Raw genomic sequence first — 24,960 nt, 5'->3', positions numbered from 1 at the left:
GTCAGGAGCAGATCAGCCGCGCGCAGACGGCCCGCCCGCCGATCATCCGCATCCGGCGGGCAGAGGCGCGGAAGTCCACGCTGACCGGGCTGGGCGGTTCGATGTCGCTCCAGGCCGGCGGCACCGACAATCGACCTATCCGCGCCCCACCGCCCCAGCGTGCCGTCACCGAAGCCGCCGCCCGCCGGGGTCCGCGGCCCAGGAAATTCAGCAGCTGCATCGGGAATTTTACCGGCGCGGCCAACGAACCCAGCCGCACCAGCGAGGAGGACATCGACATCAGCGCGGCATCGAAGGCGGCCGACGGCGACGACGCGAGCGCCTGCAGTGCCTGCGGAAGGCTGGAGATCAGTTGCGATCCGGCCGCGATCACGTCGGGGTCGCTGACCTCGCCCGACCTGGCGAGCACCGGCAGGTCGACGGCCAGCGGCGCCGAGGTGAACGGCGTCACCCGGGAGGCCGCGGCAGCCGCGTCGGCATAGCTGTACATGGCTTCGACGTCCCGGGCCCACATCTGTTCGTAGTCGGCGTCGACGGTGGCGATCGACTCGCTGTCCTGGCCCAGCGAATTGGTGCTGGCCATCGAGGTGCGCCGGGACCGGTTGGCGGCGACGACGGCAGGAGGCACCACCGCCGCATGCGCTTCTTCGTAAGCACTCGCGGCTGCCGCGGCATGTGCGGCCGTCTGCCGGCCTTTGGCGGCGGCGGCGCCCAGCCAGCCCAGGTAGGGCGCGGCGGCCTGGGTCATCGCGATGGCGGCGTGACCCTGCCACCCGCCGTTGAGCCGGGTGGTCACGCTCCGGAAGTCGGCTGCCGCTTCGTCCAGCCCGTCGGCCAACTGGTTCCAGGCTGTCGCGGCCGCCAGCAACGATCCCGCGCCGGGACCGGCATACATTCGCGCCGAGTTGATCTCCGGTGCCAGGCAGCCGTAATCCATCGCTACATCTCCTCAGCCGTGGCCCGCGACCAGCAGATCCACGTTCTCAACCTATCCCGAGCCCGTGGTGTCAGCCACCTGACTCAACATTTGAGTTCGCTCCGAATTTCGATCAGCGGAATTGCCCGTTCCGCGGCGGTCGCCGCGCCGTGAAAGCCGACGAGACGGGCCGACTCCGGCGGTTCGTGGCCGGTCGCCAGGATTGCCGCCTCGCCGGTGCAGGTGACCACGACATCGCCGATCCGGGGCAGGTGGTCGGGGCGGACCGGCCCGAAGACGCCCGATGCGACGGCCTGGGCCCGGGTGCGGACCTGCGCGCGGCCGGCGAGCAGCTCGGTCCAGGTGGCCACCACGTCGTCGGTGGCGCCGGGTTCGGTGTGCAGGTAGCGCACCCGCGGTTCGCCCGCCACCACCCGCACACCCGCCGTGAGCCGCGGGTCGGCGTCCATGTCGATGCGGGCGTCCGTGGGCACGTTGAGACCGCCGTGGTCGGCGGTGACCAGCAGCACGGCGTTCTCCGGCAGCGCCTCGGTCACGCTGCGCAGCAGGGCGTCGACCCCGCTCGCCGCTTCGTGCCAGGCTGGTGAGCCGATGCCGAACACGTGGGCGGCGGTGTCCAGGTCGGCGGTGTAGCCGTAGATCAGGCCGGGCGCCGCGCGTACCTCCGCTGCCAGCGTGGCTGCGTAGTCCGCACCGGAACGCGCCGGGACGAACGTGGCACCGCGATACGCCGCCTCGGTCAGTCCGCTGCCGCGGAACCACTCCGGCAGCACCGCGCGCGTGCCGACCCCGGCGCGGGACAGCCGCTGGAACCACGTCGGCAACGGCTGCCACTGGGCGTGCGGTGGGTCGTCGCGCCAGCGGATGTGATTGAGCACCTGCTTGGTGCCGGGCACGTTGACCGTGAAGCCCAGTACCCCGTGCTGGCCGGGCGGGGCTCCGGTGCCCAGTGACACCAGGCTGGCCGGGGTGGTGGACGGAAAGGTGCAGTCCAGGCGGCGCAGCCGTCCGGTGCCGCCGGCGAGCACCGAGGCCAGCAGCGGCGCGTCCGCGGCCAGGTCGGCCAGCAACTCCCAGCCCATCCCGTCGACCAGCACGATGCAGACGCGGTCGGTGCCGCCGACCGAATCCGCCAGCCCGAGTACGTCGACTCCGTCCGGCACCCCGAACAGTGCCGCCACGCTGGGCAGCACATCGCAGATCGAGCCGGGCACGCGGTCAGTGTGGCACGGCTGCGAGCGGGCCAGGCTGATTCACGCCAGGCCCAGCAGCGCGTTCTCGACCACTTCGGGCAACGCCGGGTGGATCCAGTACTGACCGCGGGCCATCTGAGCAGCGGTGAGACCGAAGCTCATGCCCTGGATCAACGGCTGGATCAGTGCCGAGGCCTGGTAGCCCATGAAGTGCGCGCCCAGCAACTTGCCGGTGCCGCGTTCGGCGATCAGCTTGACGATGCTGGTGGTGTCTTCCATCGCCCAGCCGTAGGCGACGTCGCCGTACTCCTGAATCTTGACGGAAATGTCGTATCCCTCTGCCAGTGCCTGGTTTTCGGTCAGTCCGACGCTGGCCAACTGCGGGTCGGTGAAGACGGCGGACGGAACGAATCGGTGGTCGGTGACGGCCATCGACTCGGTGTCGTCCCAGTCGGTGAGCAGATTGTGCGCCACCACCCGGGCCTCGTGGTTGGCGACGTGTTTGAGCTGATGGGGCGATGAGACGTCACCGAGGGCGTAAACCCCACGCGCAGAGGTTCTTTGGTAACAGTCCACCACGATTCTGCCCAGTTCGACATCGACACCCACCTGTTCGGCGTCCAGTAGATCGGCGTTGGAGATCCGGCCGGTGGCGACCAGCAGTGTGTCGGCCTCGATGCTGGACCCGTCGTCGAGTTTGACGGTGATGCCCGAGTCCCGGTTCTCGGCGTCGACGACGTTGCGCCGCGCCCGCAGCTCCCATTTGGCGGACGCGATCCGGGTGAACTGTTCGCAGATCGCGTCGTCACAGTGCTTGAGCATGGTGCCGCCGCGCATCACGATGGTGACCCGGCTACCCAGGCTGGCGAAAATGTGCGCGAATTCCGCTGCCACGTAACCACTTCCGACGATCACCAGGTGCTGTGGCAGGGTGGGGATGCGCATCACGGTGTCACTGGTGTGGTAGGTCACACCGCTGTTCTGGATCGCGGGCGGGACCACTGGTCGCGAACCCGCCGCGATCACCACCTGCTCGGCGGTGAACTCGTCGCCGGCCTCGGTGCGCAGCAGGTAGCGGCCGTCGTCCTGGGCTGGCCCGAAACGGGTGTGGTGGCCGTACACCTCGACGTTGGGCAGCGAACGCCGATAGTCTTCGCCGCTGTTCGCGATCGGATCGATGCGGCCGAACACACGGGAGACGATGTCATCCCAGCGCACCCCGTCCAGGTGCGCGTCGATGCCGAACTTCGCCGCCCCGCGTACCGCCTCGGCGACCTCGGCGGCGTAGACGAACATCTTGGTCGGAATGCAACCCACGTTCAGACAGGTGCCGCCGAAGGTGCCCTGCTCACAGATCGCCACCCGCTTGTCGGCGTAACGCTCGTCGAGAATGGAGTTGCCCGAACCGGTTCCGATGATTGCGAGATCGTAGGTTTCCATTCAGCGGTCAGCCTTTCCGTGTGCAGAGATAATCGTCCAGCCACCGGTCGAGATGGCGGTAGGCCAACCGGCGTGGTTGCTCCAGCGACAAGAAGACGTCGTGTTTGGCGTCGGGAACCGGAACGATGCTGCTGCGGTTGCCGATACAGCCGGCCCAGCGGGCGATCTGGCGGACGTCGAGCACCGCGTCACCGCATTGCAGCGCCTGCGGGCCGGCGTCTTCGGGCACGGTGTGATCCGAGCGCAGGATCAGGTTGGGCACCCCGACGTCGAGTCCCCGGTGCAGGCGGGCCTGGCCGCTGCGCACGGCATGCAGCCAGCCGAAGGTGATGGGGAAGCCGCCCAAGGGCTTCCACCGCAGGTCGTAGTCGAACTCGCCGTGGTAGTCGCGGTGCAGGCTGGAGCCGTAGCCGCCGGCACCGCCGGCCCGCGCGATCGCCTTGCCCCGCACCCGCGACAGCGCCGCAATGGTCGCCGACGTGACGCCGAGTCGGAGGTAGGCCGGCCCGTGCAGATCGAGGAAGGGGCTGTTGAGCACCAGGCCCCCGATGCCGGCGGACCCGGTCGCGTTCCGGCGCCGCAGGCGGTCCAGCCACAGGGACACGATGAGCCCGCCCGCGGAATGCCCGTACATCACCACGGTGGGATTGCCGGACTCAGCGCGGATCAGGGTCACCGCGCGGCGAAGCTCGGTGTCGTAGCGGGCCAGGCTGGTGGTGAAGTGCGGGGTCTGCCCGGGCTGCCGCGACCGGCCGCACTTGCGCAGGTCCAGCGCGTAGAACCCGAAGCCGCGCTCGGCGAAATGGTCGGCCAGGGCGGTCTGGAAGAAGTAGTCGGTGTAGCCGTGGACGGCCAGCACCGCGTGCTCGGTAGCCGCCGGCGGCCCGCGTCGGACCAGGGTCGCGACGATGTCGCCCTCGCCGTCGGGATCGGCCCCCAGCGGGATCGAGTGCTGCCAGTAGCCGGGTAACACATCGGGCACCCAGCCAGTCACGATGGCCAGCTTAAAGAAGGTGTCCCGGTGGTGCTCACAAAGGTGCCGGGCCGTCGGGCGCTTGGGTCGTTGGGCCCGGACCCATCGGGATAACCTGGGACCGGCATACGCAGGGAAGGATCATCAGCCGGTGTCACAGCGAACCAGAACCGACGTCGTGCTGGTGGGCGCCGGGATCATGAGCGCGACGCTGGGGGCGCTGCTGCGCCGGCTGGAGCCGGACTGGTCGATCACGGTGATCGAGCGACTCGACGGCGTCGGCGCCGAAAGCAGCAGTCCGTGGAACAACGCCGGCACCGGCCACGCCGGGTTGTGTGAGATGAACTACACCCCGCAGCGGCCCGACGGCACGATCGACATCAGCAAAGCGGTGCTGGTCAACGAGCAGTTTCAGGTCACCCGCCAGTTCTGGGCGTACGCCGTGGAAAACGGCATGCTGACCGACGTCCGCGACTTCCTCAACGCCGTCCCGCACGTGAGTTACGTCCGCGGCGCCGACGGTGTCGAGTATCTGCGGCGCCGCCGTGACGCGCTGGCGTCCAACCCACTGTTCGCCGCCACCGAATTGATTCTCGACCCGGACGAATTCGCGCGCCGGCTGCCGTTGATGTCCGCCCGACGCGACTTCACCGAGCCCGTGGCGCTCAACTGGTCCGCCGACGGCACCGACGTGGACTTCGGCGAGTTGTCCCGCCAGCTCGTCGGTTACTGCGTGCGCGGCGGCGCCACGGCGTGGTTCGGTCATCAGGTGCTCAACCTGTCCCCCCGGTCCGACGGCGGCTGGACCATCACGGTCGCGAACCGCCGCACCGGCGAAAAGCGCCAGCTCACCGCCAAGTTCGTGTTCGTCGGCGCCGGTGGCGACGCGCTGCCGTTGTTGCAGAAATCGGGCATCAGGCAGATCCGGGGCTTCGCCGGGTTCCCGATCGGCGGCCGCTTCCTGCGCTGTACCAACCCGGCGCTGACCGCCGGGCACCGCGCCAAGGTGTACGGCGTGCCGTCGCCGGGCGCCCCGCCGCTCGGCGCGCTGCACCTGGATCTGCGTTTCGTGCACGGCAAGCCGTGGCTGGTGTTCGGGCCGTACGCCGGTTGGTCGCCGAAGTTCCTGAAACACGGGCACTTCAGTGACCTGGCCCGGTCGATCCGGCTGGGGAATCTGGTGCCGATGCTCGGTGTCGGCGCCACGCAGACGACCATGCTCGCCTATCTGCTCGGCCAGTTGCGGCTGTCCGAACCCGAGCGGGTCCGCGTGTTACGCCAATTCGTACCCGCCGCAACGGATTCCGACTGGGAAATGACGGTGGCGGGACAGCGGGTCCAGGTGATCCGGCGGGGCCGTCGCGGGCGCGGGGTGCTGGAGTTCGGCACCTCGCTGGTCGGTGACGCCGACGGCAGCATCATCGGCCTGCTCGGCGGCTCGCCGGGTGCCTCGACCGCGGTGCCGATCATGCTGGAAGTTCTGCAAACCTGTTTCGCCGGCCGGTATCAGTCGTGGTTGCCCCAGCTCAAAGAGATGGTGCCGTCGCTGGGGGCCACGTTGTCCGACGAACCGGTGTTGTACGAGGAGTTGCGGTCCTGGACCTCCCGGGCTCTGCAGTTGGACGCCGCGTGAGCCGCCGATGAGTGAAGCATTGCGCCGGATGTGGTCCAAAGATCTTGACGCGCAGACTCTTTACGAGCTGCTCAAACTGCGAGTGGAGGTTTTCGTGGTCGAGCAGGCGTGGCCCTACCCGGAACTCGACGGGCGCGACCTGCTCGCCGAGACCCGGCACTTCTGGCTGGAATCCCCGCAGGGAGAGGTGATCTGCACGTTGCGGCTGATGGAGGAACACCCCGGCGGAGAGAAGGCCTTCCGGCTCGGCCGGTTGTGCACCAAGCGCAGCGCCCGTGGTCAGGGCCACACCACCCGGTTGCTGCGCGCCGCGCTGGCTGAGGTGGGTGACTTTCCGTGCCGGATCGACGCGCAGACCTACCTGGTCGACATGTGGGCCCAACACGGGTTCGTCCGGGACGGCGATGATTTCATCGACGGCGGCATTCCGCACGTGCCGATGCTCAGGCCCGGTTCAGGACCCGGCGCGGGAGCTCAGCGATGAAGGCCTACCCGTTCAGCGCCATCGTCGGACACGACCAGCTGCGGCTCGCGCTGCTGTTGTGTGCGGTACGCCCGGAGATCGGCGGTGCCCTGATCCGGGGTGAGAAGGGCACCGCGAAGTCGACGGCGGTGCGCGGACTGGCCGCGCTGCTGTCGGCGGCGACGGGTGCCGAAGGTGCCGGCCTGGTCGAAATGCCTTTGGGCGCAACCGAAGACCGGGTGGTGGGCTCGCTGGACCTGCAACGGGTGTTGCGCGACGGCGAGCACGCGTTCTCGCCGGGACTGCTGGCCCGCGCCGATGGCGGGGTGCTCTACGTCGACGAGGTGAACCTGCTGCACGACCATCTTGTCGACATCCTGCTCGACGCCGCGGCGATGGGACGGGTGCACATCGAACGCGACGGCATCTCCCACTCCCACGACGCCCGCTTCGTGCTGATCGGGACGATGAATCCCGAAGAGGGCGAGCTGCGTCCGCAGTTGCTGGACCGGTTCGGACTCACCGTGGATGTCCAGGCGTCCCGCGACGTCGACGTACGGGTGGAGGTGATCCGCCAACGAATGGCCTACGAGGCCGACCCGGAGGGCTTCGCGCAGCGTTACGCGCCCGCCGATGCCGAGCTGGCCGCGCGCATCTCCGCGGCCCGCGCGTTGGTCGACGATGTGGTGTTGCCGGACAACGAGTTGCGGCGCATCGCGGCGCTGTGCGCGGCGTTCGACGTCGACGGCATGCGCGCGGATCTGGTGGTGGCCCGGACCGCCGTCGCGCACGCGGCCTGGCGCGGGGCTCACACCGTGGAGGAAGAGGACATCCGGGTGGCGGCGCAGCTGGCGCTGCCGCATCGGCGCCGGCGTGACCCGTTCGACGAGCACGGCATCGACGAAGACCAACTGGACGAAGCGCTGGCCCAGGCCGCGCAATCCCAGGACGGCGAACCGGACCCGGATCCCGATCCATCGGGCGGCGGCGTCACACCCAAGAGCGATACACCACAACCGAATTCGAACCCCGCACCACCACGGCCCAGCGCCCCGCCGGCGAAGGTCTTCCGCGCCCGGGCGCTGACCGTGCCCGGCGTCGGTGCCGGGGCCCCCGGCCGACGGTCCCGCGCGCGCAACGCCGCCGGCAGCGTGGTGGCCGCCGCACCACCGGCCGACCCCGACGCCCACGGTCTGCACCTGTTCGCCAGCCTGCTGTCGGCGGCCGAGCAGGCATCGGCCGGCGGGCGGTTGCGGTTGCGGCCCGACGACATCCGCCGCGCCGTCCGCGAGGGCCGGGAAGGCAACCTGGTGATCTTCGTCGTCGACGCGTCCGGGTCGATGGCCGCGCGCGACCGGATGGCGGCGGTCAGTGGCGCCACCCTCTCGCTCCTGCGCGATGCCTATCAGCGTCGCGACAAGGTCGCCGTCATCACGTTCCGGCAGCAGGCCGCTACCGTGTTGCTGCCGCCGACCTCGTCGGCGCACATCGCCGGCCGTCGACTGGCCCGCTTCGACACCGGTGGCAGGACGCCGCTGGCCGAGGGTCTGCTGGCCGCGCGTGAGCTGGTGCTGCGCGAGCGGGTGCGCGACCGGGGCCGGCGGCCGCTGCTGGTGGTGCTGACCGACGGACGCGCGACCTCCGGCCCAGACCCGTTGGGCCGCAGTAAAATTGCCGCAGCCCGCCTGGTCGCCGAGGATGTCGCCGCGGTGGTGGTGGACTGCGAGACGTCCTATGTGCGGCTGGGTCTGGCCGGTCAGCTCGCCACCCAGTTGGGCGCGCCGGTGCTGCGGCTCGAACAGCTGCACGCCGACCACCTCACCCAAGCCGTTCGTAGCGTGGCCTGATATGCCGCAGGGCATTCCGACCGAAGTTCCCGACGACGGCCTGACCACCCGGGCGCGCCGCAACACCCCGGTACTGGCCGTGCACACCGGCGACGGCAAGGGTAAGTCGACGGCCGCGTTCGGAATGGCGTTGCGGGCCTGGAATGTCGGGCTCGGCATCGGGGTGTTCCAGTTCGTCAAAAGCGCGAAATGGAAAGTGGGCGAGGAGTCGGTGTTCCGGCGACTCGGCGAGCTGCACGACGAACACGGCGTCGGCGGCGCGGTCGAGTGGCACAAGATGGGCTCGGGCTGGTCCTGGACCCGCAAATCGGGCAGCGACGTCGACCATGCGGCGGCGGCCGCGGACGGTTGGACCGAGATCAAGCAGCGCCTGGCCACCCAGCGGCACGACTTCTACGTCCTCGACGAGTTCACCTACCCCTTGAAATGGGGTTGGCTCGACCTCGATGACGTGCTGGAGGCGCTCACGGCTCGACCCGGCCACCAGCACGTGGTGATCACCGGCCGCGACGCCCCGCCGCGGCTGATCGAGGCCGCCGACCTGGTGACCGAGATGACCAAGGTCAAGCACCCGATGGACGCCGGGCGCAAGGGCCAGAAGGGAATCGAGTGGTAGCCCCCGCGCCCGCCGTCATCATCGCTGCGCCCGCCTCCGGCAGCGGAAAGACAACGGTCGCAACGGGTTTGATCGGTGCCCTGGTTCGGGCCGGGCACCGGGTGGCGCCGTTCAAGGTGGGCCCGGACTTCATCGACCCCGGCTATCACGCGCTGGCCGCGGGCCGTCCCGGCCGCAACCTGGACCCGGTGCTGGTGGGGGAGTCGTTGATCGGCCCGCTGTTTCGGCACGGCACCGCGGGCGCCGACATCGCGGTGATCGAAGGAGTGATGGGTCTGTTCGACGGGCGGATCGGGGCGACCGTGACCGGCCCGGCGGTGGGGTCCACCGCGCACGTCGGCGCCCTGCTGGGCGCGCCGGTGATCCTGGTGGTCGATGCACGAGGCCAGAGCCACAGCATCGCCGCGCTGCTGCACGGTTTTTCCACGTTCGACCCCCAGACCCGGGTCCGCGGCGTCATCCTCAACCGCGTCGGTTCGGCCCGGCACGAACAGGTGCTGCGGCAGGCGTGCGAGCAGGCCGGCGTGCCGGTGCTGGGTGTGATTCCCCGCGTCGCCGAATTGGAGCTGCCGACCAGGTATCTGGGTTTGGTGACTGCCGTTGAATACGGTCGGCACGCCCGGTCGGCGGTGGCGGCGATGACGGATCTGGTGGCCCGTCATGTCGATCTGGCCGCCGTGGTGGCGGCCGCCGGGGGACGGGTCGACGACGCGGCGTGGGATCCGGCGGTCGCCGTCGGGCCGGTCGCAGGCGCCCGCGACGCGGTGATCGCCGTGGCTGCGGGAAAGGCGTTCAGCTTCGGCTACGCCGAACACGCCGAACTGCTGCAGGGCACCGGTGCGCAGGTCGCCGAGTTCGACCCGCTCAGTGAAACCCTGCCCGCGGGGACGACCGCCGTGTTGTTGCCGGGCGGGTTCCCCGAGCAGTTCGCCGCCGAGTTGTCCGCGAACGACGAGGTGCGCCGGCAGATCCGCGAACTGGCCGCTTCCGGCGCTCCGGTGCATGCCGAATGCGCGGGACTGATCTATCTGGTCTCCGACGTCGACGGACACCCGATGTGCGGGGTACTGGCCGGCTCGGCGCGCTTCACCCAGCACCTCACCCTGGCCTACCGCGACGCCGTCGCGCTGGCCGATTCGTCGGTGTACGCGACCGGGGAGCGGGTGTCCGGACACGAATTCCACCGGACCACAATCGCTTTCAACGACGACTACCAGCCCGCCTGGGCCTACCCGGGGGCCGGCGGGGCGCGCGAAGGCGCAGTGCACGGCGGTGTGCACGCCTCGTATCTGCACACCCACGCCGCCGCGACGCCCCGGGCGGTGGCGCGCTTCGTCGCGCACGCCACGGCCTGCACCGCCGCCACACCCGCCACTAGGCTTGCCCGGTGACCGAGAGCCCCTACCTGGTGGGACTGCGACTGACCGGCAGGAAGGTCGTCGTGGTCGGCGGGGGCAGCGTGGCGCAACGACGGCTACCACTGCTCATCGCCAGCGGCGCCGACGTGCACGTCGTCTCCCGCAGCGCCACCCAGTCCGTCGAGGCGATGGACGGGATCACGCTGACGTTGCGGGAATACCGCGACGGTGACCTGCACGACGCCTGGTATGCCATCGCGGCCACCGACGATCCGCAGGTGAACGCGGCCGTCGTCGCCGAAGCGGAACGTCGCCGCATCTTCTGTGTCCGCGCGGACATCGCCGTCGAGGGCACCGCGGTCACCCCGGCGTCGTTCGAATACGCGGGCCTGTCGGTCGGCGTGCTGGCCGGTGGCGAGCACCGCCGTTCGGCGGCAATCCGGTCGGCGATCCGCGAGGCGCTGCAGCAGGGCGTCATCCTCGCCGACAGCGAGGACGCGGTGCGCGGAAGTGTGGCACTGGTCGGCGGCGGACCCGGCGATCCCGAGCTGATCACGGTGCGCGGCCGCCGCCTGCTGGCCCAGGCCGACGTCGTGGTGACCGATCGGCTCGCGCCGCCGGAGTTGCTCGCCGAGCTGGCCCCGCACGTGGAGGTGATCGACGCGGCCAAGATCCCGTACGGGCGCGCCATGGCCCAGGACGCGATCAACGCCGTGCTGATCGAACGGGCTCGGGCCGGCAAGTTCGTGGTCCGGCTCAAGGGCGGTGATCCGTTCGTGTTCGCACGGGGTTACGAGGAAGTGCTGGCGTGCGCCGAAGCGGGGATTCCGGTGACTGTGGTGCCGGGTGTGACCAGTGCCATAGCTGTACCTGCCATGGCGGGCGTTCCGGTCACCCATCGGGCCACAAATCACGAGTTTGTGGTGGTCAGCGGCCATCTGGCGCCCGACCATCCCGAATCGTTAGTGAATTGGGATGCATTGGCAGCAATGACGGGCACGATTGTTTTGCTGATGGCGGTCGAACGCATCGAACTCTTCGCGGCCGCGCTGCTGGAAGGCGGCCGACCTGCGGATACTCCCGTGTTGGTGGTCCAGCACGGCACGACGGCGGCGCAACAGACGTTGCGGGCCACCCTCGCGGAGACCCCGGAGAAGGTCCGTGCGGAGGGGATCCGACCACCCGCAATCATCGTGATCGGACCCGTCGCGGGCCTCGGGGCTTTAGACGATTCTTAAGATTACTGTAAGGTAACCTGCTATGACGGCTCTCAACGACTCAGAGCGGGTTGTCCATACTTGGACAGATGGACGCTCGCAAAGTTCGGCACAGGAGCGTCCCACGGATTCGGTGGAGACCACCTTGCAGCGCCTGAGCAGGTATTACCCGACCTGGCTGCCTTCCTACCGGTTCATCGCCGCGGTCATCGCGATCGGTGGGATGCAGCTGTTGGCCACCATGGACAGCACCGTTGCCATCGTCGCGCTTCCTAAGATTCAGGACGAGCTCAGCCTGTCCGATGCGGGCCGCAGCTGGGTGATCACCGCCTACGTGCTGACCTTCGGCGGACTGATGCTGCTCGGCGGGCGCCTCGGCGACACCATCGGGCGCAAGCGCACGTTCATCGTCGGTGTCGCCCTGTTCACCATCTCCTCGGTGCTGTGCGCGGTCGCGTGGGATGAAGTGACCCTGGTCATTGCGCGGCTCTCGCAGGGCATTGGTTCGGCGATCGCATCGCCGACCGGTTTGGCGCTGGTGGCGACGACCTTCCCGAAGGGGCCGGCGCGTAACGCCGCGACCGCCGTGTTCGCCGCGATGACCGCGATCGGTTCGGTGATGGGTCTGGTGGTCGGCGGGTTCCTGACCGAGTACTCCTGGCGGCTGGCGTTCCTGGTGAACGTGCCGATCGGGCTGGTGATGATCTACCTGGCCCGCACCGCGCTGCGGGAAACCAACCGCGAGCGGATGAAGTTGGATGCCGCAGGTGCGATGCTGGCCACCCTGGCCTGCACCGCGGCCGTCTTCGCCTTCTCGATCGGGCCGGAAAAGGGCTGGATCTCGGTGACCACCATCGGTTCGGGCGTGGTGGCACTGGCCGCCGCGATCGCCTTCGTCATCGTGGAGCGCACCGCGGAGAACCCGGTGATTCCGTTCGAGCTGTTCCGCGACCGCAACCGGCTGGTCACCTTCGGCGCGATCTTCCTGGCCGGCGGCGTCATGTTCAGCCTGACCGTGTCGATCGGCCTGTACGTGCAGGACATCCTGGGCTACAGCGCGCTACGCGCCGGCATCGGGTTCATCCCGTTCGTCATTGCGATGGGGATCGGCCTGGGCATCTCCTCACAGCTGGTGTCCCGGTTCTCGCCGCGGGTGCTGACCATCGGCGGTGGCTGGCTATTGCTGGGCGCCATGATCTACGGCTCCCTGTGCATGCACCGCGGGGCTCCCTACTTCCCCAACCTGGTGTTGCCCATCGTCGTCGGCGGCATCGGGATCGGGATGGTCGTCGTTCCGCTGACGCTCTCGGCGATCGCCGGCGTCGGGTTCGACCAGATCGGTCCGGTCTCGGCGATGACGCTGATGCTGCAGAGCTTGGGCGGGCCGTTGGTGCTGGCGGTCATCCAGGCCGTGATCACCTCGCGCACGCTCTACAACGGCGGCACCACCGGGCCGGTGAAGTTCATGAACGAACTGCAGCTGCATGCCCTCGACAAGGGCTACACCTACGGGTTGCTGTGGGTGGCCGGCACGGCCGTCATCGTGGGGTGTGCGGCGCTGTTCATCGGTTACACGCCGGAGCAGGTCGCGCACGCGCAGGAGGTCAAGGAAGCGCTGGACGCGGGCGAGCTGTAGCCCTTCGCGTCGTCGCGCCCTTCGCGTCGCCGAGCCCGCATTCGCCGCTACCCCCGCGCGTCGCCGAGCGTCACGCCAGCGTGGCAATGGCACGCGAGCGTCGCGCTGGCGTGACGCTCGACGCACCGGGGCCCCCGCATTCGCCGAGCCGCGGGCCTCGCTAGGTCCCCACGCGTCGCCAAGCCCCCACGCTCGCCCAGCCGCGCTTTTCGCCGAGCGTCACGCCAGAGTGGCGATGGCAGGTGAGCGTCGCGCTGGCGTGACGCTCGACGCGCCGAGAACCCGCCTTCGCCGAGCCGCGGGCCTCGCTAAGTCCCTACGCGTCGCCAAACCCCACGCTCGCCCAGCCCCACGCTCGCCCAGCCCGCGCTTTTCGCCGAGCGTCACGCCAGAGCGGCGATGGCAGGTGAGCGTCGCGCTGGCGTGACGCTCGACGCACCGGGCCCCCCGCATTCGCCAAGTCCCCACACGTCGCCAAGCCGCCACGCGTCGCCAAGTCCCACGCTCGCCCAGCCGCGCTTTTCGCCGGGCGTCACGCCAGAGTGGCGATGGCAGGTGAGCGTCGCGCTGGCGTGACGTTCGACGCGCCGAGACCCCACCTTCGCCGAGCCGCGGGCCTCGCTAAGTCCCCACGCGTCGCCAAGCCCCACGCTCGCCCAGCCGCGCTTTTCGCCGAGCGTCACGCCAGAGTGGCGATGGCAGGTGAGCGTCGCGCTGGCGTGACGCTCGACGCGCCGAGGCGCCGCGGTCGCGCTGGCGTGACGCTCGACGCGGCGAGGACCCGCCGTCGCGCTGGCGTGACGCTCGACGCACCGAGGACCCGCCGTCACGCTGGCGTGACGCTCGACGCACCGCGGACCCGCCGTCGCACTGGCGTGACGCTCGACGCACCAATACCCCGCTCGCCCAGCGTGACGCCCGACGCACCGGGCCGCAGGCTAGGCTGCCGCCTGTGATCACCCGGATGTCCGAGCTGTTCCTGCGCACCCTGCGCGACGACCCCGCCGACGCCGAAGTGCCCAGCCATAAGCTGCTGATCCGCGCCGGCTACGTGCGGCCCATCGCGCCCGGGCTGTACAGCTGGCTCCCACTGGGCCTGCGGGTGCTGCGCAACGTCGAACGCGTCGTGCGCGAGGAGATGAACGCCATCGGTGGACAGGAGATCCTGTTCCCCGCGCTGCTGCCGCGCGCGCCCTACGAGACCACCAACCGCTGGACCGAGTACGGCGACAGCGTCTTCCGGCTCAAAGACCGCCGCGACAACGACTATCTGCTGGGGCCGACGCACGAGGAACTGTTCACCCTCACCGTGAAAGGGGAGTACTCCTCCTATAAGGACTTCCCGCTGACGCTGTATCAAATTCAGACGAAGTTCCGCGACGAGGCGCGACCCCGCGCCGGGATCCTGCGTGGCCGCGAATTCGTGATGAAGGACTCCTATTCCTTCGATGTCGACGCGGCCGGGCTCAAGACCTCCTATCACGCCCATCGCGAGGCCTACCAGCGCATGTTCGCGCGCCTGCAGGTGCGATACGTGATCGTGTCGGCGGTTTCCGGCGCGATGGGGGGCAGTGCCTCCGAAGAGTTTCTGGCCGAGAGCCCGATCGGTGAGGACACCTTCGTGCGTTGCCTGGAATCGGGCTACGCGGCCAACGTGGAAGCCGTCGTCACCGCGCGCCCCGAATCGAAACCCACCAGCGACCTGCCTCCCGCGCAGGTCTACGACACCGGCGACACCCCGACCATCGCCACCCTGGTCGACTGGGCGAACGCCGCCCTGGACCGCCCCGTCACCGCCGCCGACACCCTCAAGAACGTCCTGATCAAGGTTCGCCAGCCCGGTGGCGACTGGGAGTTGCTGGCCGTGGGCGTGCCCGGGGATCGCGAAGTGGACGACAAGCGGCTGGCCGCAGTCCTGGACCCCGCCGAGTACGCGTTGCTCGGCGACGCCGACTTCGCCCGGCACCCCTTCCTGGTGAAGGGGTATATCGGGCCGAAAGCCTTGCAGGACAATGGTGTTCGATATCTGGTGGACCCGCGGGTGGTGGACGGCACCAGCTGGATCACCGGGGCCGACGAGCCCGGACGCCACGTGGTCGGCCTGGTGGCCGGCCGCGACTTCACCGCCGACGGCACCATCGAGGCCGCGGAGGTACGCGAAGGCGATCCCTCCCCGGACGGGGCGGGCCCGCTGGTGATGGCGCGCGGCATCGAGATCGGGCACATCTTCCAGCTGGGCCGCAAATACACCGACGCGTTCACCGCCGACGTGCTCGGCGAGGACGGCAAGCCGGTGCGGCTGACCATGGGTTCCTACGGCGTCGGGGTGTCTCGCCTGGTCGCCGTCGTCGCCGAACAACACCACGACGAGTTCGGGCTGCGCTGGCCGGCGTCGATAGCGCCGTTCGGCGTGCACCTGGTGATCGCCAACAAGGACCCCGAGGCCCGGCTGGGAGCCACCAAACTGGCCGCCGATCTGGACAAGGTGGGCGTCGAGGTGCTGCTCGACGATCGCCAGGCCTCGCCCGGGGTGAAATTCAAGGACGCCGAATTGCTCGGCGTGCCCTGGATCGTCGTGGTGGGCCGGGGCTGGGCCGACGGGCGGGTGGAACTGCGTGATCGGTTCACCGGAGAGAAATCGGAGTTGGCCGTCGGCGACAGCCTCGCCACCGACCTGGTAGCTGCCATCACACGTCATTGACTCTGCGCTGCGGGCGCCGATCACCCGCACGACTGCGCCGTGGCCGCAGTGTGAGTTACTCGTTTCCGCCTGGGAACGACGTGGTGATCGGCCAGCCGCCCAGCACCTTGTTCCAGCGGGCGGCCATCACCGCACTCTGGGTCAGGGCGGTGGCGGCGAACGCGCGGTCCTCCGCGGTATCGGCGTGCTCGACGACCGCGCGCCAGGCCGTCGCACCGTCGTTCTCCATCCGCGCCGCCAGCCGGGCCGCTTCGGACGGGCTGCCCACCGGGGACGGCAGCTGATAGCCGGCCGCGGCCACCGGTGCGGTGGCCTTGCGCGCGGTCAGCATCGCGATCACGTCGTCGCGGCGTTGCCGGTGCTGATTGAGCGCCTCCACCACCAGGTCGTTGACGCTGGGCGGTGACATCGCGGACACGATGCCGTACCCGTAGATCGTGGCGTGCTCGACGGCCAGAGCTTCGCCGAACGCGGTGATATCGGCATCTTTGCCGGCCGGGGCACGTTTCGGGCCGGTCATATCGACGGTCCTCCAGGGACCAGCGCGACGGTGGCCGACGCGGTGCAGGATGCGGCTATCGAGGCGAGCAGCCCCGACCGGTAGCCCGAGGACGTCGCCAGCAACCGGCTGGCGTCCTCGGCCGACTTGCGCAACGAGTCGATCACGTCGGACACCGGCGGCGGTGGTGGCGGCTCCTGCTCGGTCGGGCTGGCGCTTGCGCTGCTGCTGCTCGTCTCACTGGTCGACGAGACCAGCTTGCCCGCGGCGCGGGCGATCTCGGTGGACAGCGCCCGGGCGTGCGCGGCGCGCTGGGTGGCGACCACGGTCAGCGCGGCCGCGATCTGCGGGGGGCTGCCGACGGCTCCGGCCGCCGCGGCCGCCAGCGCACTGTCGCGGCGGGCCTGGTCTAACGGAGCCAGCAACTCCTCGACGGCGGGGGGCTTGGGCGCCGGCTCGCTGCAGGCGGTCGATACCACCCCTAGAGCGGCAAGAGCGGCCCCACCGGCGAGTACGCCCCGCCTGCTGATGACGGGTACTGCTCTGGGCACGTCCCTCATCCTGCCATCACAGGACACCGCAGCGACGCCAGGCACGTTGCCGTCATACCCGGACGACGCGATCAGGGCGTCATTGCCGGTTCCTGGCGTATCGTGGATAGCTGGCTTGGACAACTCAAGATGAGGAGCTCGCCGTGACCACCGAGCTACCTTCGCAGACGCAGGTGATCGAGCTACTCAGTGACGAGTTCGCGCGCGCCGGCTACGAGATCGATGACGTGCTCATCGACAGCCGCACCCGCCCGCCGCGAATCACCGTGGTCGCCGACGGCGACACCGCCCTGGATCTGGACACGATCGAACAGCTGTCCCGCGTGGCGTCGACGCTGCTGGACGGCGCCGACGGTGGTCAGGGCGCGCCCTACGTCCTGGAGGTCAGTTCTCCGGGGGTGGACCGTCCGTTGACCAGCGACAAGCATTTCCGGCGCGCACGCGGACGCAAAGTGGAGCTGGCGCTGGCCGACGGCTCGCAGTTGACCGGCCGCGTGGGCCAGACCAGCGGCGACACGGTCGCGCTGGTGGTCCGAACCGGCCGCGACCTGGCCGTGCGCGAGATCCCGCTCAGCGAGATCACCAAAGCTGTTGTGCAGGTTGAGTTTTCGCCGCCGGCACCGGCAGAGTTGGAGTTGGCCCACGGGACGGAGGCCGGAGCATGAACATCGATATGGCCGCGCTGCACGCGATCGAGGTGGACCGGGGCATCTCGGTCAACGAACTGCTCGACACGATCAAGTCCGCGCTGCTCACCGCCTACCGGCACACCCAGGGGCACCAGAATGACGCCCACATCGAGATCGACCGCAAGACCGGTGTGGTCAAGGTGATGGCCCACGAGACCGACGACGAGGGCAACCTGATCGGCGAGTGGGACGACACCCCGGAGGGTTTCGGGCGCATCGCCGCCACCACGGCGCGTCAAGTGATGCTGCAGCGTTTCCGCGACGCCGAGAACGAGCGCACGTTCGGTGAGTTCTCCACCCGCGAAGGCGAGATCGTCGCCGGGGTGATTCAGCGCGACAGCCGGGCCAACGCCCGCGGGCTGATCGTGGTGCGCATGGGCACCGAAACCAAAGCCTCCGAGGGCGTGATCCCCGCCGCCGAACAGGTGCCCGGCGAGACCTACGAACACGGCAACCGGGTGCGCTGTTACGTCGTCGGGGTCAGTCGCGGTGCCCGCGAACCGGTGATCACCCTGTCGCGCACCCATCCCAACCTGGTGCGCAAACTCTTCTCGCTGGAAGTGCCCGAGATCGCCGACGGGTCGGTGGAGATCGTGGCGGTAGCCCGGGAGGCCGGCCACCGCTCCAAGATCGCGGTCAAGTCCAACGTGGCGGGGCTGAACGCCAAGGGCGCGTGCATCGGCCCGATGGGCCAGCGGGTCCGCAACGTGATGAGCGAGCTGTCCGGGGAGAAGATCGACATCATCGACTACGACGAGGACCCGGCCCGGTTCGTGGCCAACGCGCTGTCGCCGGCGAAGGTGGTCTCCGTTTCGGTGATCGACGCGACCGCCCGCGCAGCCCGCGTGGTGGTGCCCGACTTCCAGTTGTCGTTGGCCATCGGCAAGGAGGGCCAGAACGCACGGCTGGCGGCCAGGCTCACCGGTTGGCGCATCGACATCCGGGGCGACGCGCCGGCCCAGCCCGGCAACCAACCCGAGCAGGGCGCCGCCCACGGAGTGCCGCAGGACCATTAGCCCGCCGCAGTACACCGGGCCCGCCGGGTGGTTCAGGGCACCGGTCCGGTGACGCTAAACTAAACCGTGATCCAGCGCGAGCCTTCGGTCTCGGCGCACGGAAGCCCGGATAACCCCAGCGGACCGGTGCGGACATGTGTCGGGTGCCGGAAGCGAGAGTTGGCCGGCGAACTGCTTCGAGTGGTGGCTCGGTCGGATGGGAACGGCGGCTACGCCGTGATCGTTGATCCGGCCGGACGCCTGCCGGGGCGGGGTGCGTGGCTGCATCCCGTTCCGCAGTGCCTACACCAAGCGATTCGGCGGCGGGCTTTCACCAGAGCGTTGCGCATCACCGGTTCGCCGGAAACATCCGCGGTGGTCGAGCACGTGAGTCCACCCGTAACAGAACAGGTAGCGAAGAACATGAGCACACCGTGAAGTCCCGATGACCATGTGTCATAGCTAATACCCGAGGCGCGGCCCAGCACTGTCGCCTCTTAGACAGGAGATGTAGTGGCAGGTAAGGCCCGCGTACACGAGTTAGCCAAGGAACTCGGTGTCACCAGCAAGGAAGTCCTCGCCCGACTGAACGAACAGGGCGAATTCGTCAAATCCGCATCCTCGACCGTGGAAGCGCCGGTAGCCCGGCGGTTGCGCGAGTCCTTCGGCGGCAGCAAACCCGCCGGCCAGAAGGCCCCGGCAAGCTCGCCCAGCGCCCCCGAGAAGGTGGCAGCCAAGGCGCCCGATGCGGCCCTTGATCAAGCACTCGACAAGGCGGTCGGCAACGGTGCCGCGGTCCCCGCGCCTGCCAAACCCGCAGCGCCTGGGCGCCCGGCGCCACCCGCAGCTCCGCCCACCCCGGCCGCACCGGCCGCCAGCACGCCCACTCCTGCTGCGCCGGCACGGCCGACGCCCGGGCCTCCGGCACCCACACCCGCCCCGGGCCAGCCCGGCCCGCAGGCACCCCAGCCGGGTGCAACGCCCGGACCGCGTCCGGGCCCGGCGCCCAAGCCCGGGGTCCGCACCCCGCGCGTCGGCAACAACCCGTTCTCGTCGGCGCAGCCCGTCGACCGGCCCATCCCGCGGCCGCACCCGCAGGCTCCGCGGCCCGGCGCACCCCGGCCGGGTGCACCACGCCCCGGCGGCGCTTCGCCGAGCAGCATGCCGCCGCGTCCCGGCGGTGCCGCGGGCGGTCCCCGTCCGCCGCGCACCGGCGCGCCCCGGCCCGGCGGTGCCCGGCCCGGCGGTGCCGGTGGCGGACGCGAAGGCGGCGGCGGTAACTACCGCGGCGGTGGCGGCGTCGGTGCCGCACCCGGCGGCGGCGGTCCCGGCGGTTTCCGCGGCCGGCCCGGCGGTGGCGGTCCCGGTGGCGGCGGTGGCCGGCCCGGCCAGCGCGGCGGTGCTGCAGGTGCGTTCGGCCGGCCCGGCGGCGCGCCGCGGCGGGGACGCAAGTCCAAACGGGCCAAACGCGCCGAGTACGAGAACATGCAGGCGCCGGTCGTCGGCGGCGTGCGGTTGCCGCACGGCAACGGCGAGACCATCCGGCTGGCCCGCGGGGCGTCGCTGAGCGACTTCGCCGACAAGATCAACGCCAACCCGGCCGCGCTGGTGCAGGCGCTGTTCAACCTCGGCGAGATGGTGACGGCCACCCAGTCGGTGGGCGACGAGACCCTCGAGCTGCTGGGCAGCGAGATGAACTACGTGGTCCAGGTGGTCAGCCCCGAGGACGAGGACCGTGAGCTGCTGGAGTCCTTCGACCTGACCTACGGCGAGGACCAAGGCGACGAGGACGACCTGCAGACCCGGCCGCCGGTGGTGACCGTCATGGGTCACGTCGACCACGGTAAGACCCGACTGCTGGACACCATCCGTAACGCCAGCGTCCGCGAGGGCGAGGCCGGTGGCATCACCCAGCACATCGGTGCCTACCAGGTTGCCGTCGAATTCGAGGGCAGCGAGCGGCTGATCACCTTCATCGACACCCCGGGTCACGAGGCGTTCACCGCCATGCGTGCCCGCGGCGCCAAGGCCACCGACATCGCCATCCTGGTGGTCGCGGCCGACGACGGTGTGATGCCGCAGACCGTGGAGGCGATCAACCACGCCCAGGCCGCCGACGTGCCGATCGTGGTGGCGGTCAACAAGATCGACAAGGAGGGCGCCGATCCGACCAGGATCCGGTCGCAGCTCACTGAGTACGGTCTGGTGGCAGAAGACTTCGGTGGCGACACCATGTTCGTCGACATCTCCGCCAAGCAGGGCACCAACATCGCGGCACTCGAAGAGGCGGTGCTGCTGACCGCCGATGCCGCGTTGGACCTGCGGGCCAACCCCGACATGGAAGCCCAGGGTGTGGCCATCGAGGCGCACCTGGACCGCGGTCGCGGTCCGGTGGCCACCGTGCTGATTCAGCGCGGCACCCTGCGGGTCGGCGACTCGATCGTCGCCGGCGACGCCTACGGCCGCGTCCGACGCATGGTCGACGAACACGGCGAGGATGTGCACGAGGCGTTGCCGTCGCGTCCGGTGCAGGTGATCGGTTTCACGTCGGTGCCCGGCGCCGGCGACAACCTGTTGGTGGTCGACGAGGACCGCATCGCCCGCCAGATCGCCGACCGGCGCAGCGCTCGCAAGCGCAACGCGCTGGCAGCGCGCAGTCGCAAGCGGATCAGCCTGGAGGACCTGGATTCGGCGCTGAAGGAAACCAGCCAGCTGAACCTGATCCTCAAGGGCGACAACGCCGGTACCGTCGAGGCGCTGGAAGAGGCCCTGATGGGTATCGAGGTGGACGACGAGGTGGCGCTGCGCGTCATCGACCGCGGCGTCGGTGGCATCACCGAGACCAACGTCAACCTGGCGTCGGCCTCGGATGCGATCATCATCGGCTTCAACGTGCGGGCCGAGGGCAAGGCGACCGAGCTGGCCAACCGCGAGGGCGTGGAGATCCGCTACTACTCGGTGATCTACCAGGCGATCGACGAGATCGAGAAGGCCCTGCGCGGCATGCTCAAGCCGATCTACGAGGAAAACCAGCTGGGTCAGGCCGAGATCCGGGCGATCTTCCGGTCCTCCAAGGTCGGCATCATCGCCGGCTGCATGATCACCTCGGGTGTGGTGCGCCGCAACGCCAAGGCGCGGTTGCTGCGGGACAACATCGTGGTCACCGAGAACCTTTCGATCAATTCGCTGCGCCGGGAGAAGGACGACGTGACCGAGGTCCGCGAGGGCTTCGAGTGCGGTCTGACACTGGGCTATTCGGACATCAAGGAAGGCGACATCATCGAGTCCTTCGAGCTGGTCCAGAAGGAACGCGCCTGACCACGACAAGGCAGTGCGAAGCGATGAGAAGAAGGCGGTGAAGTGATATGGCCGACCCGGCCCGGGCGCGCCGATTGGCCAAGCGGATCAACACGATCGTCGCCTCGGCGATCGAATACGAGATCAAAGATCCGGGGCTGGCCGGCATCACCATCGTTGACACGAAGGTGACCGCCGACCTGCACGATGCGACGGTCTACTACACCGTGATGGGCCCCACCCTCGATGACGAGCCGGACTACCCCGGCGCGGCGGCGGCGCTGGACCGGGCCCGGGGTGTGTTGCGGACCAAGGTGGGCGCCGGCACCGGGGTGCGGTTCACCCCCACCCTGACGTTCGAGCGCGACACCACCTCCGACGCCGTCAAGCGGATGGAGGAGTTGCTGGCCCGCGCCCGCGCGGCGGATGCGGATCTGGCGCGGGTCAGGGTGGGCGCGAAACCCGCCGGCGAGGCCGACCCGTACCGTGAGAGTGGGTCGACGGCCGAACCGGCGGCCTCAGGGGGACTCGGAGCTTTGGGGGTACCGCCCGTTCGCGGGGGAGACGCCGATGACGACAACCGACCGCACGATCGATCCGAAGACTGAGCTGACCGGTATGCCGCGCCTTCCCGGGGCGCGCGTCGACGCAGTCGGCGCCGCCGAACTGCTGTCGGCGGCCGACTCGGTCGCGGTGATCTGCCATGTTCACCCCGACGCCGACACCATCGGCGCCGGACTCGCGCTCGCCGCGGTGCTCGACCAAAGCGGTAAGAAGGTGCAGGTCAGCTTCGCCACGCCGGCACAACTGCCGGAGTCGCTGCGGTCGCTGCCCGGCTGTCACCTGCTGGTCACGCCGGAAGAGTTGCGCCGCGACGTCGATCTGGTGGTGACCGTCGACGTGCCCAGCATGCACCGGCTTGGCGCGTTGCGGGATCTGGCTGCCCCCGGCCGGCAACTGCTGGTTATCGACCACCACGCGTCCAACGGTCTGTTCGGCACCGCGAATTTCGTCGACGAGTCGGCCGATTCGACGACGATGATGATCGCCGAGGTCCTCGACGCGTGGGGCAAACCGATCGACCAAGGTGTGGCGCACTGCATCTACGCCGGGTTGACCACCGACACCGGGTCGTTTCGCTGGGCCAGTGCCCGCGCCCTGCGGCTGGCCGCGCGGCTGGTCGAGATCGGTGTGGACAACGCCGCGGTCAGCCGGGCACTGATGGACACACATCCGTTCGCGTGGTTGCCGATGCTGTCGCGGGTGCTGGGGTCGGCCCAGCTGGTGCCGGAGGCGGCGGGCGGTCGCGGACTGGTCTATGCCGTCGTCGATCACCGGGATTGGTCGGGATCCCGTCCCGAGGAGGTCGAGAGCGTGGTCGACATCGTGCGCACCACGCAGCAGGCCGAGGTGGCGGCGGTGTTCAAGGAGGTCGTCCCGCAGCAGTGGTCGGTGTCGATGCGCGCCAAGACCGAGGTGGACCTGGCTACGGTCGCATCCGGTTTCGGCGGTGGCGGTCACCGGCTGGCGGCCGGCTATTCGACGGCCGGCGCCATCGAGGACGTCGTGGCGTCGTTGTGCGCGGCGCTTGGCTGAGTTTCGCCAGATCACCCGGCTGGCTCTGCCCGCGTTGGGCGTGCTGGCCGCCGAACCGCTGTATCTGTTGTTCGACACCGCGGTGGTCGGTCGGCTGGGGGCGGTGCCGCTGGCCGGACTGGCGATCGGCAGTCTGGTGTTGGGTCTGGTCAGCACTCAGCTGACGTTTCTGTCCTACGGCACCACGGCCCGCGCGGCCCGCTACTTCGGCGCCGCCGATCGTGGCGCCGCGGTCCGCGAAGGGGTGCAGGCGACCTGGCTCGGCCTGGGTTTGGGCGCGGCGATCGTCGTCGTGGTGCAGGCCGCGGCGGTGCCGGTGGTGTCGGCGATCGCCGCGGGTGGCGAGATCGCCGCTGCGGCGTTGCCCTGGTTGCGGATCGCGATCCTGGGGGTGCCGGCGATCCTGGTCTCGCTGGCCGGCAACGGCTGGCTGCGCGGCGTGCAGGACACCGGACGTCCGCTGCGTTTTGTGGTCGCCGGATTCTCGGTGTCGGCGCTGCTGTGCCCGCTGCTGGTCTACGGCTGGTTGGGTCTGCCCCGGTTGGGGTTGACCGGGTCGGCGGTGGCGAACGTGACCGGGCAGTGGCTGGCGGCGTTGCTGTTCGGCCGTGCGCTGCTCGCCGAGCGGGTGCCGCTGCAGGTCGATGGTGCCGCGCTGCGCGCCCAGGTGGTGCTCGGACGTGACCTGATCCTGCGCAGCCTGGCGTTCCAGGTGTGTTTCGTCTCGGCGGCCGCGGTGGCCGCCCGGTTCGGCGCCGCCGCGCTGGGGGCCCACCAGATCGTGTTGCAGCTCTGGACCTTTCTGGCTCTGGTGCTTGATTCGCTCGCGATCGCCGCGCAGGCCCTGGTCGGCGCCGCGCTGGGAGCCGGTGATGCGGCGCACGCGCGGTGGGTCGCGTGGCGGGTGACGTTGTTCTCGCTGCTCGCCTCCGCACTGTTGGCCGGTTTCTTCGCGGCGGGATCCGCGATGCTGCCGGACCTGTTCACCGACGACAGCTCGGTGCTGGCGGCGATCGGAGTGCCGTGGTGGTTTCTGGTGGCCCAATTACCGGTCGCCGGAATCGTTTTCGCACTGGACGGAGTGTTGCTGGGCGCCGGGGACGCCGCGTTCATGCGCACCGCGACGGTGCTCAGTGCGCTGCTGGGATTCCTGCCGCTGATCTGGTTGTCGCTGGCCTACGGCTGGGGGTTGACCGGTATCTGGTCAGGGTTGAGCACCTTCATGGTGCTGCGGCTGGTGTTCGGCGGCTGGCGCACGCTGTCGGGACGCTGGGTAGTGACCGGCACGGCCTGACGGCTCGGACGGCATCGTGACCGGG

General features: G+C 69.7%; 21 protein-coding genes. 15 read left to right on the top strand and 6 right to left on the bottom strand.

From position 1 onward, the window contains the following. Position 1: 1 nt before the first annotated feature. From AC5Y3Z_RS00270 to AC5Y3Z_RS00255, 4 genes are all read right to left on the bottom strand, one after another. Positions 2-937, bottom strand: coding sequence for a PPE family protein (locus AC5Y3Z_RS00270; RefSeq protein ID WP_463826985.1), 936 nt, complete (start codon positions 935-937; stop codon positions 2-4). Positions 938-1,020: 83 nt separating this feature from the next. Continuing rightward, positions 1,021-2,151: an alkaline phosphatase family protein gene (locus tag AC5Y3Z_RS00265; protein WP_473139944.1), complete on the bottom strand. Its 1,131-nt coding sequence runs from the start codon at positions 2,149-2,151 to the stop codon at positions 1,021-1,023. Between the two features lie 39 nt (positions 2,152-2,190). Beyond that, positions 2,191-3,570 carry a mycothione reductase gene (mtr, locus tag AC5Y3Z_RS00260; RefSeq protein ID WP_473139943.1) on the bottom strand — a complete coding sequence of 460 codons (1,380 nt, stop codon included), beginning with the start codon at positions 3,568-3,570 and terminating at the stop codon, positions 2,191-2,193. 7 nt (positions 3,571-3,577) lie between these two features. Next, positions 3,578-4,564, bottom strand: coding sequence for an alpha/beta hydrolase (locus tag AC5Y3Z_RS00255; RefSeq protein WP_463826982.1), 987 nt, complete (start codon positions 4,562-4,564; stop codon positions 3,578-3,580). A 130-nt stretch (positions 4,565-4,694) separates the two neighbouring features. Here AC5Y3Z_RS00255 and mqo point away from each other — a divergent pair, with 130 nt between their 5' ends. The 8 genes from mqo to AC5Y3Z_RS00215 all read left to right on the top strand — a co-directional run bounded on the left by mqo (position 4,695) and on the right by AC5Y3Z_RS00215 (position 16,014). Next, positions 4,695-6,176 (top strand): malate dehydrogenase (quinone), encoded by a 1,482-nt coding sequence (gene mqo / locus AC5Y3Z_RS00250; RefSeq protein ID WP_473139942.1) that lies wholly within the window; start codon positions 4,695-4,697, stop codon positions 6,174-6,176. A gap of 7 nt (positions 6,177-6,183) precedes the next feature. Beyond that, positions 6,184-6,660, top strand: coding sequence for a GNAT family N-acetyltransferase (locus AC5Y3Z_RS00245; protein ID WP_463826980.1), 477 nt, complete (start codon positions 6,184-6,186; stop codon positions 6,658-6,660). Next, positions 6,657-8,486, top strand: coding sequence for a magnesium chelatase subunit D family protein (locus AC5Y3Z_RS00240; protein ID WP_473139941.1), 1,830 nt, complete (start codon positions 6,657-6,659; stop codon positions 8,484-8,486). Before AC5Y3Z_RS00245 ends, AC5Y3Z_RS00240 begins: the two co-directional genes overlap by 4 nt. Before the next feature lies 1 nt (position 8,487). After that, positions 8,488-9,102 (top strand): cob(I)yrinic acid a,c-diamide adenosyltransferase, encoded by a 615-nt coding sequence (gene cobO / locus AC5Y3Z_RS00235; protein ID WP_473139940.1) that lies wholly within the window; start codon positions 8,488-8,490, stop codon positions 9,100-9,102. Then, on the top strand, positions 9,096-10,493 hold the full coding sequence (locus AC5Y3Z_RS00230) for a cobyrinic acid a,c-diamide synthase CobB (protein WP_473139939.1): 1,398 nt from the start codon (positions 9,096-9,098) through the stop codon (positions 10,491-10,493). The genes cobO and AC5Y3Z_RS00230 overlap by 7 nt, the downstream gene beginning before the upstream one ends. Then, positions 10,490-11,698 (top strand): uroporphyrinogen-III C-methyltransferase, encoded by a 1,209-nt coding sequence (gene cobA / locus AC5Y3Z_RS00225; RefSeq protein ID WP_473139938.1) that lies wholly within the window; start codon positions 10,490-10,492, stop codon positions 11,696-11,698. The genes AC5Y3Z_RS00230 and cobA overlap by 4 nt, the downstream gene beginning before the upstream one ends. 22 nt (positions 11,699-11,720) lie before the next feature. Next, positions 11,721-13,313: an MFS transporter gene (locus tag AC5Y3Z_RS00220; RefSeq protein WP_463826975.1), complete on the top strand. Its 1,593-nt coding sequence runs from the start codon at positions 11,721-11,723 to the stop codon at positions 13,311-13,313. A 952-nt stretch (positions 13,314-14,265) separates the two neighbouring features. After that, entirely contained in the window at positions 14,266-16,014 is a 1,749-nt protein-coding gene (locus AC5Y3Z_RS00215; RefSeq protein ID WP_463826974.1) for a proline--tRNA ligase, read from the top strand. A gap of 55 nt (positions 16,015-16,069) precedes the next feature. Here the strand turns inward: AC5Y3Z_RS00215 and AC5Y3Z_RS00210 are convergent, their stop codons facing one another. After that, positions 16,070-16,534 (bottom strand): ferritin-like domain-containing protein, encoded by a 465-nt coding sequence (locus AC5Y3Z_RS00210; RefSeq protein ID WP_463826973.1) that lies wholly within the window; start codon positions 16,532-16,534, stop codon positions 16,070-16,072. Then, on the bottom strand, positions 16,531-17,064 hold the full coding sequence (locus AC5Y3Z_RS00205; protein ID WP_473139937.1) for a hypothetical protein: 534 nt from the start codon (positions 17,062-17,064) through the stop codon (positions 16,531-16,533). The genes AC5Y3Z_RS00210 and AC5Y3Z_RS00205 overlap by 4 nt, the downstream gene beginning before the upstream one ends. Before the next feature lie 143 nt (positions 17,065-17,207). On the opposite strand from AC5Y3Z_RS00205, the gene rimP reads away from it, so the two are divergent. The 7 genes from rimP (at position 17,208) to AC5Y3Z_RS00170 (ending at position 24,935) form a co-directional block, all read left to right on the top strand. Continuing rightward, positions 17,208-17,729 (top strand): ribosome maturation factor RimP, encoded by a 522-nt coding sequence (gene rimP / locus AC5Y3Z_RS00200; RefSeq protein ID WP_463826971.1) that lies wholly within the window; start codon positions 17,208-17,210, stop codon positions 17,727-17,729. After that, entirely contained in the window at positions 17,726-18,769 is a 1,044-nt protein-coding gene (gene nusA, locus AC5Y3Z_RS00195; protein WP_463826970.1) for a transcription termination factor NusA, read from the top strand. The genes rimP and nusA overlap by 4 nt, the downstream gene beginning before the upstream one ends. 66 nt (positions 18,770-18,835) lie before the next feature. Beyond that, positions 18,836-19,186 carry a YlxR family protein gene (locus AC5Y3Z_RS00190; RefSeq protein ID WP_463826969.1) on the top strand — a complete coding sequence of 117 codons (351 nt, stop codon included), beginning with the start codon at positions 18,836-18,838 and terminating at the stop codon, positions 19,184-19,186. A gap of 75 nt (positions 19,187-19,261) precedes the next feature. After that, entirely contained in the window at positions 19,262-22,066 is a 2,805-nt protein-coding gene (gene infB, locus AC5Y3Z_RS00185) for a translation initiation factor IF-2 (protein WP_473139936.1), read from the top strand. A gap of 47 nt (positions 22,067-22,113) precedes the next feature. Next, the gene (rbfA, locus tag AC5Y3Z_RS00180; protein ID WP_463826967.1) at positions 22,114-22,653 is read left to right on the top strand and encodes a 30S ribosome-binding factor RbfA; all 540 of its coding nucleotides are present in this window, start codon (positions 22,114-22,116) and stop codon (positions 22,651-22,653) included. Then, positions 22,616-23,641, top strand: a complete 1,026-nt coding sequence (locus AC5Y3Z_RS00175; RefSeq protein WP_473139935.1) for a DHH family phosphoesterase — start codon at positions 22,616-22,618, stop codon at positions 23,639-23,641. The genes rbfA and AC5Y3Z_RS00175 overlap by 38 nt, the downstream gene beginning before the upstream one ends. Then, positions 23,634-24,935 (top strand): MATE family efflux transporter, encoded by a 1,302-nt coding sequence (locus AC5Y3Z_RS00170; protein ID WP_463826965.1) that lies wholly within the window; start codon positions 23,634-23,636, stop codon positions 24,933-24,935. The genes AC5Y3Z_RS00175 and AC5Y3Z_RS00170 overlap by 8 nt, the downstream gene beginning before the upstream one ends. The last annotated feature ends 25 nt before the right edge of the window (positions 24,936-24,960 follow it).

This window comes from Mycobacterium sp. NGS61 (genome assembly GCF_059812325.1).
This window is presented reverse-complemented; position numbering and strand designations above follow the sequence as displayed.

What these genes read in the sequence shown, in the direction of transcription:
- AC5Y3Z_RS00220 (WP_463826975.1), top strand. Translation starts at nt 11,721, where the DNA reads ATGACGGCTCTCAACGACTCAGAGCGGGTTGTCCATACTTGGACAGAT.
- nusA (WP_463826970.1), top strand. Translation starts at nt 17,726, where the DNA reads ATGAACATCGATATGGCCGCGCTGCACGCGATCGAGGTGGACCGGGGC.
- AC5Y3Z_RS00270 (WP_463826985.1), bottom strand. Translation starts at nt 937, where the DNA reads ATGGATTACGGCTGCCTGGCACCGGAGATCAACTCGGCGCGAATGTAT.
- AC5Y3Z_RS00245 (WP_463826980.1), top strand. Translation starts at nt 6,184, where the DNA reads ATGAGTGAAGCATTGCGCCGGATGTGGTCCAAAGATCTTGACGCGCAG.
- mtr (WP_473139943.1), bottom strand. Translation starts at nt 3,570, where the DNA reads ATGGAAACCTACGATCTCGCAATCATCGGAACCGGTTCGGGCAACTCC.
- AC5Y3Z_RS00240 (WP_473139941.1), top strand. Translation starts at nt 6,657, where the DNA reads ATGAAGGCCTACCCGTTCAGCGCCATCGTCGGACACGACCAGCTGCGG.
- AC5Y3Z_RS00210 (WP_463826973.1), bottom strand. Translation starts at nt 16,534, where the DNA reads ATGACCGGCCCGAAACGTGCCCCGGCCGGCAAAGATGCCGATATCACC.
- rbfA (WP_463826967.1), top strand. Translation starts at nt 22,114, where the DNA reads ATGGCCGACCCGGCCCGGGCGCGCCGATTGGCCAAGCGGATCAACACG.
- AC5Y3Z_RS00175 (WP_473139935.1), top strand. Translation starts at nt 22,616, where the DNA reads ATGACGACAACCGACCGCACGATCGATCCGAAGACTGAGCTGACCGGT.
- cobO (WP_473139940.1), top strand. Translation starts at nt 8,488, where the DNA reads ATGCCGCAGGGCATTCCGACCGAAGTTCCCGACGACGGCCTGACCACC.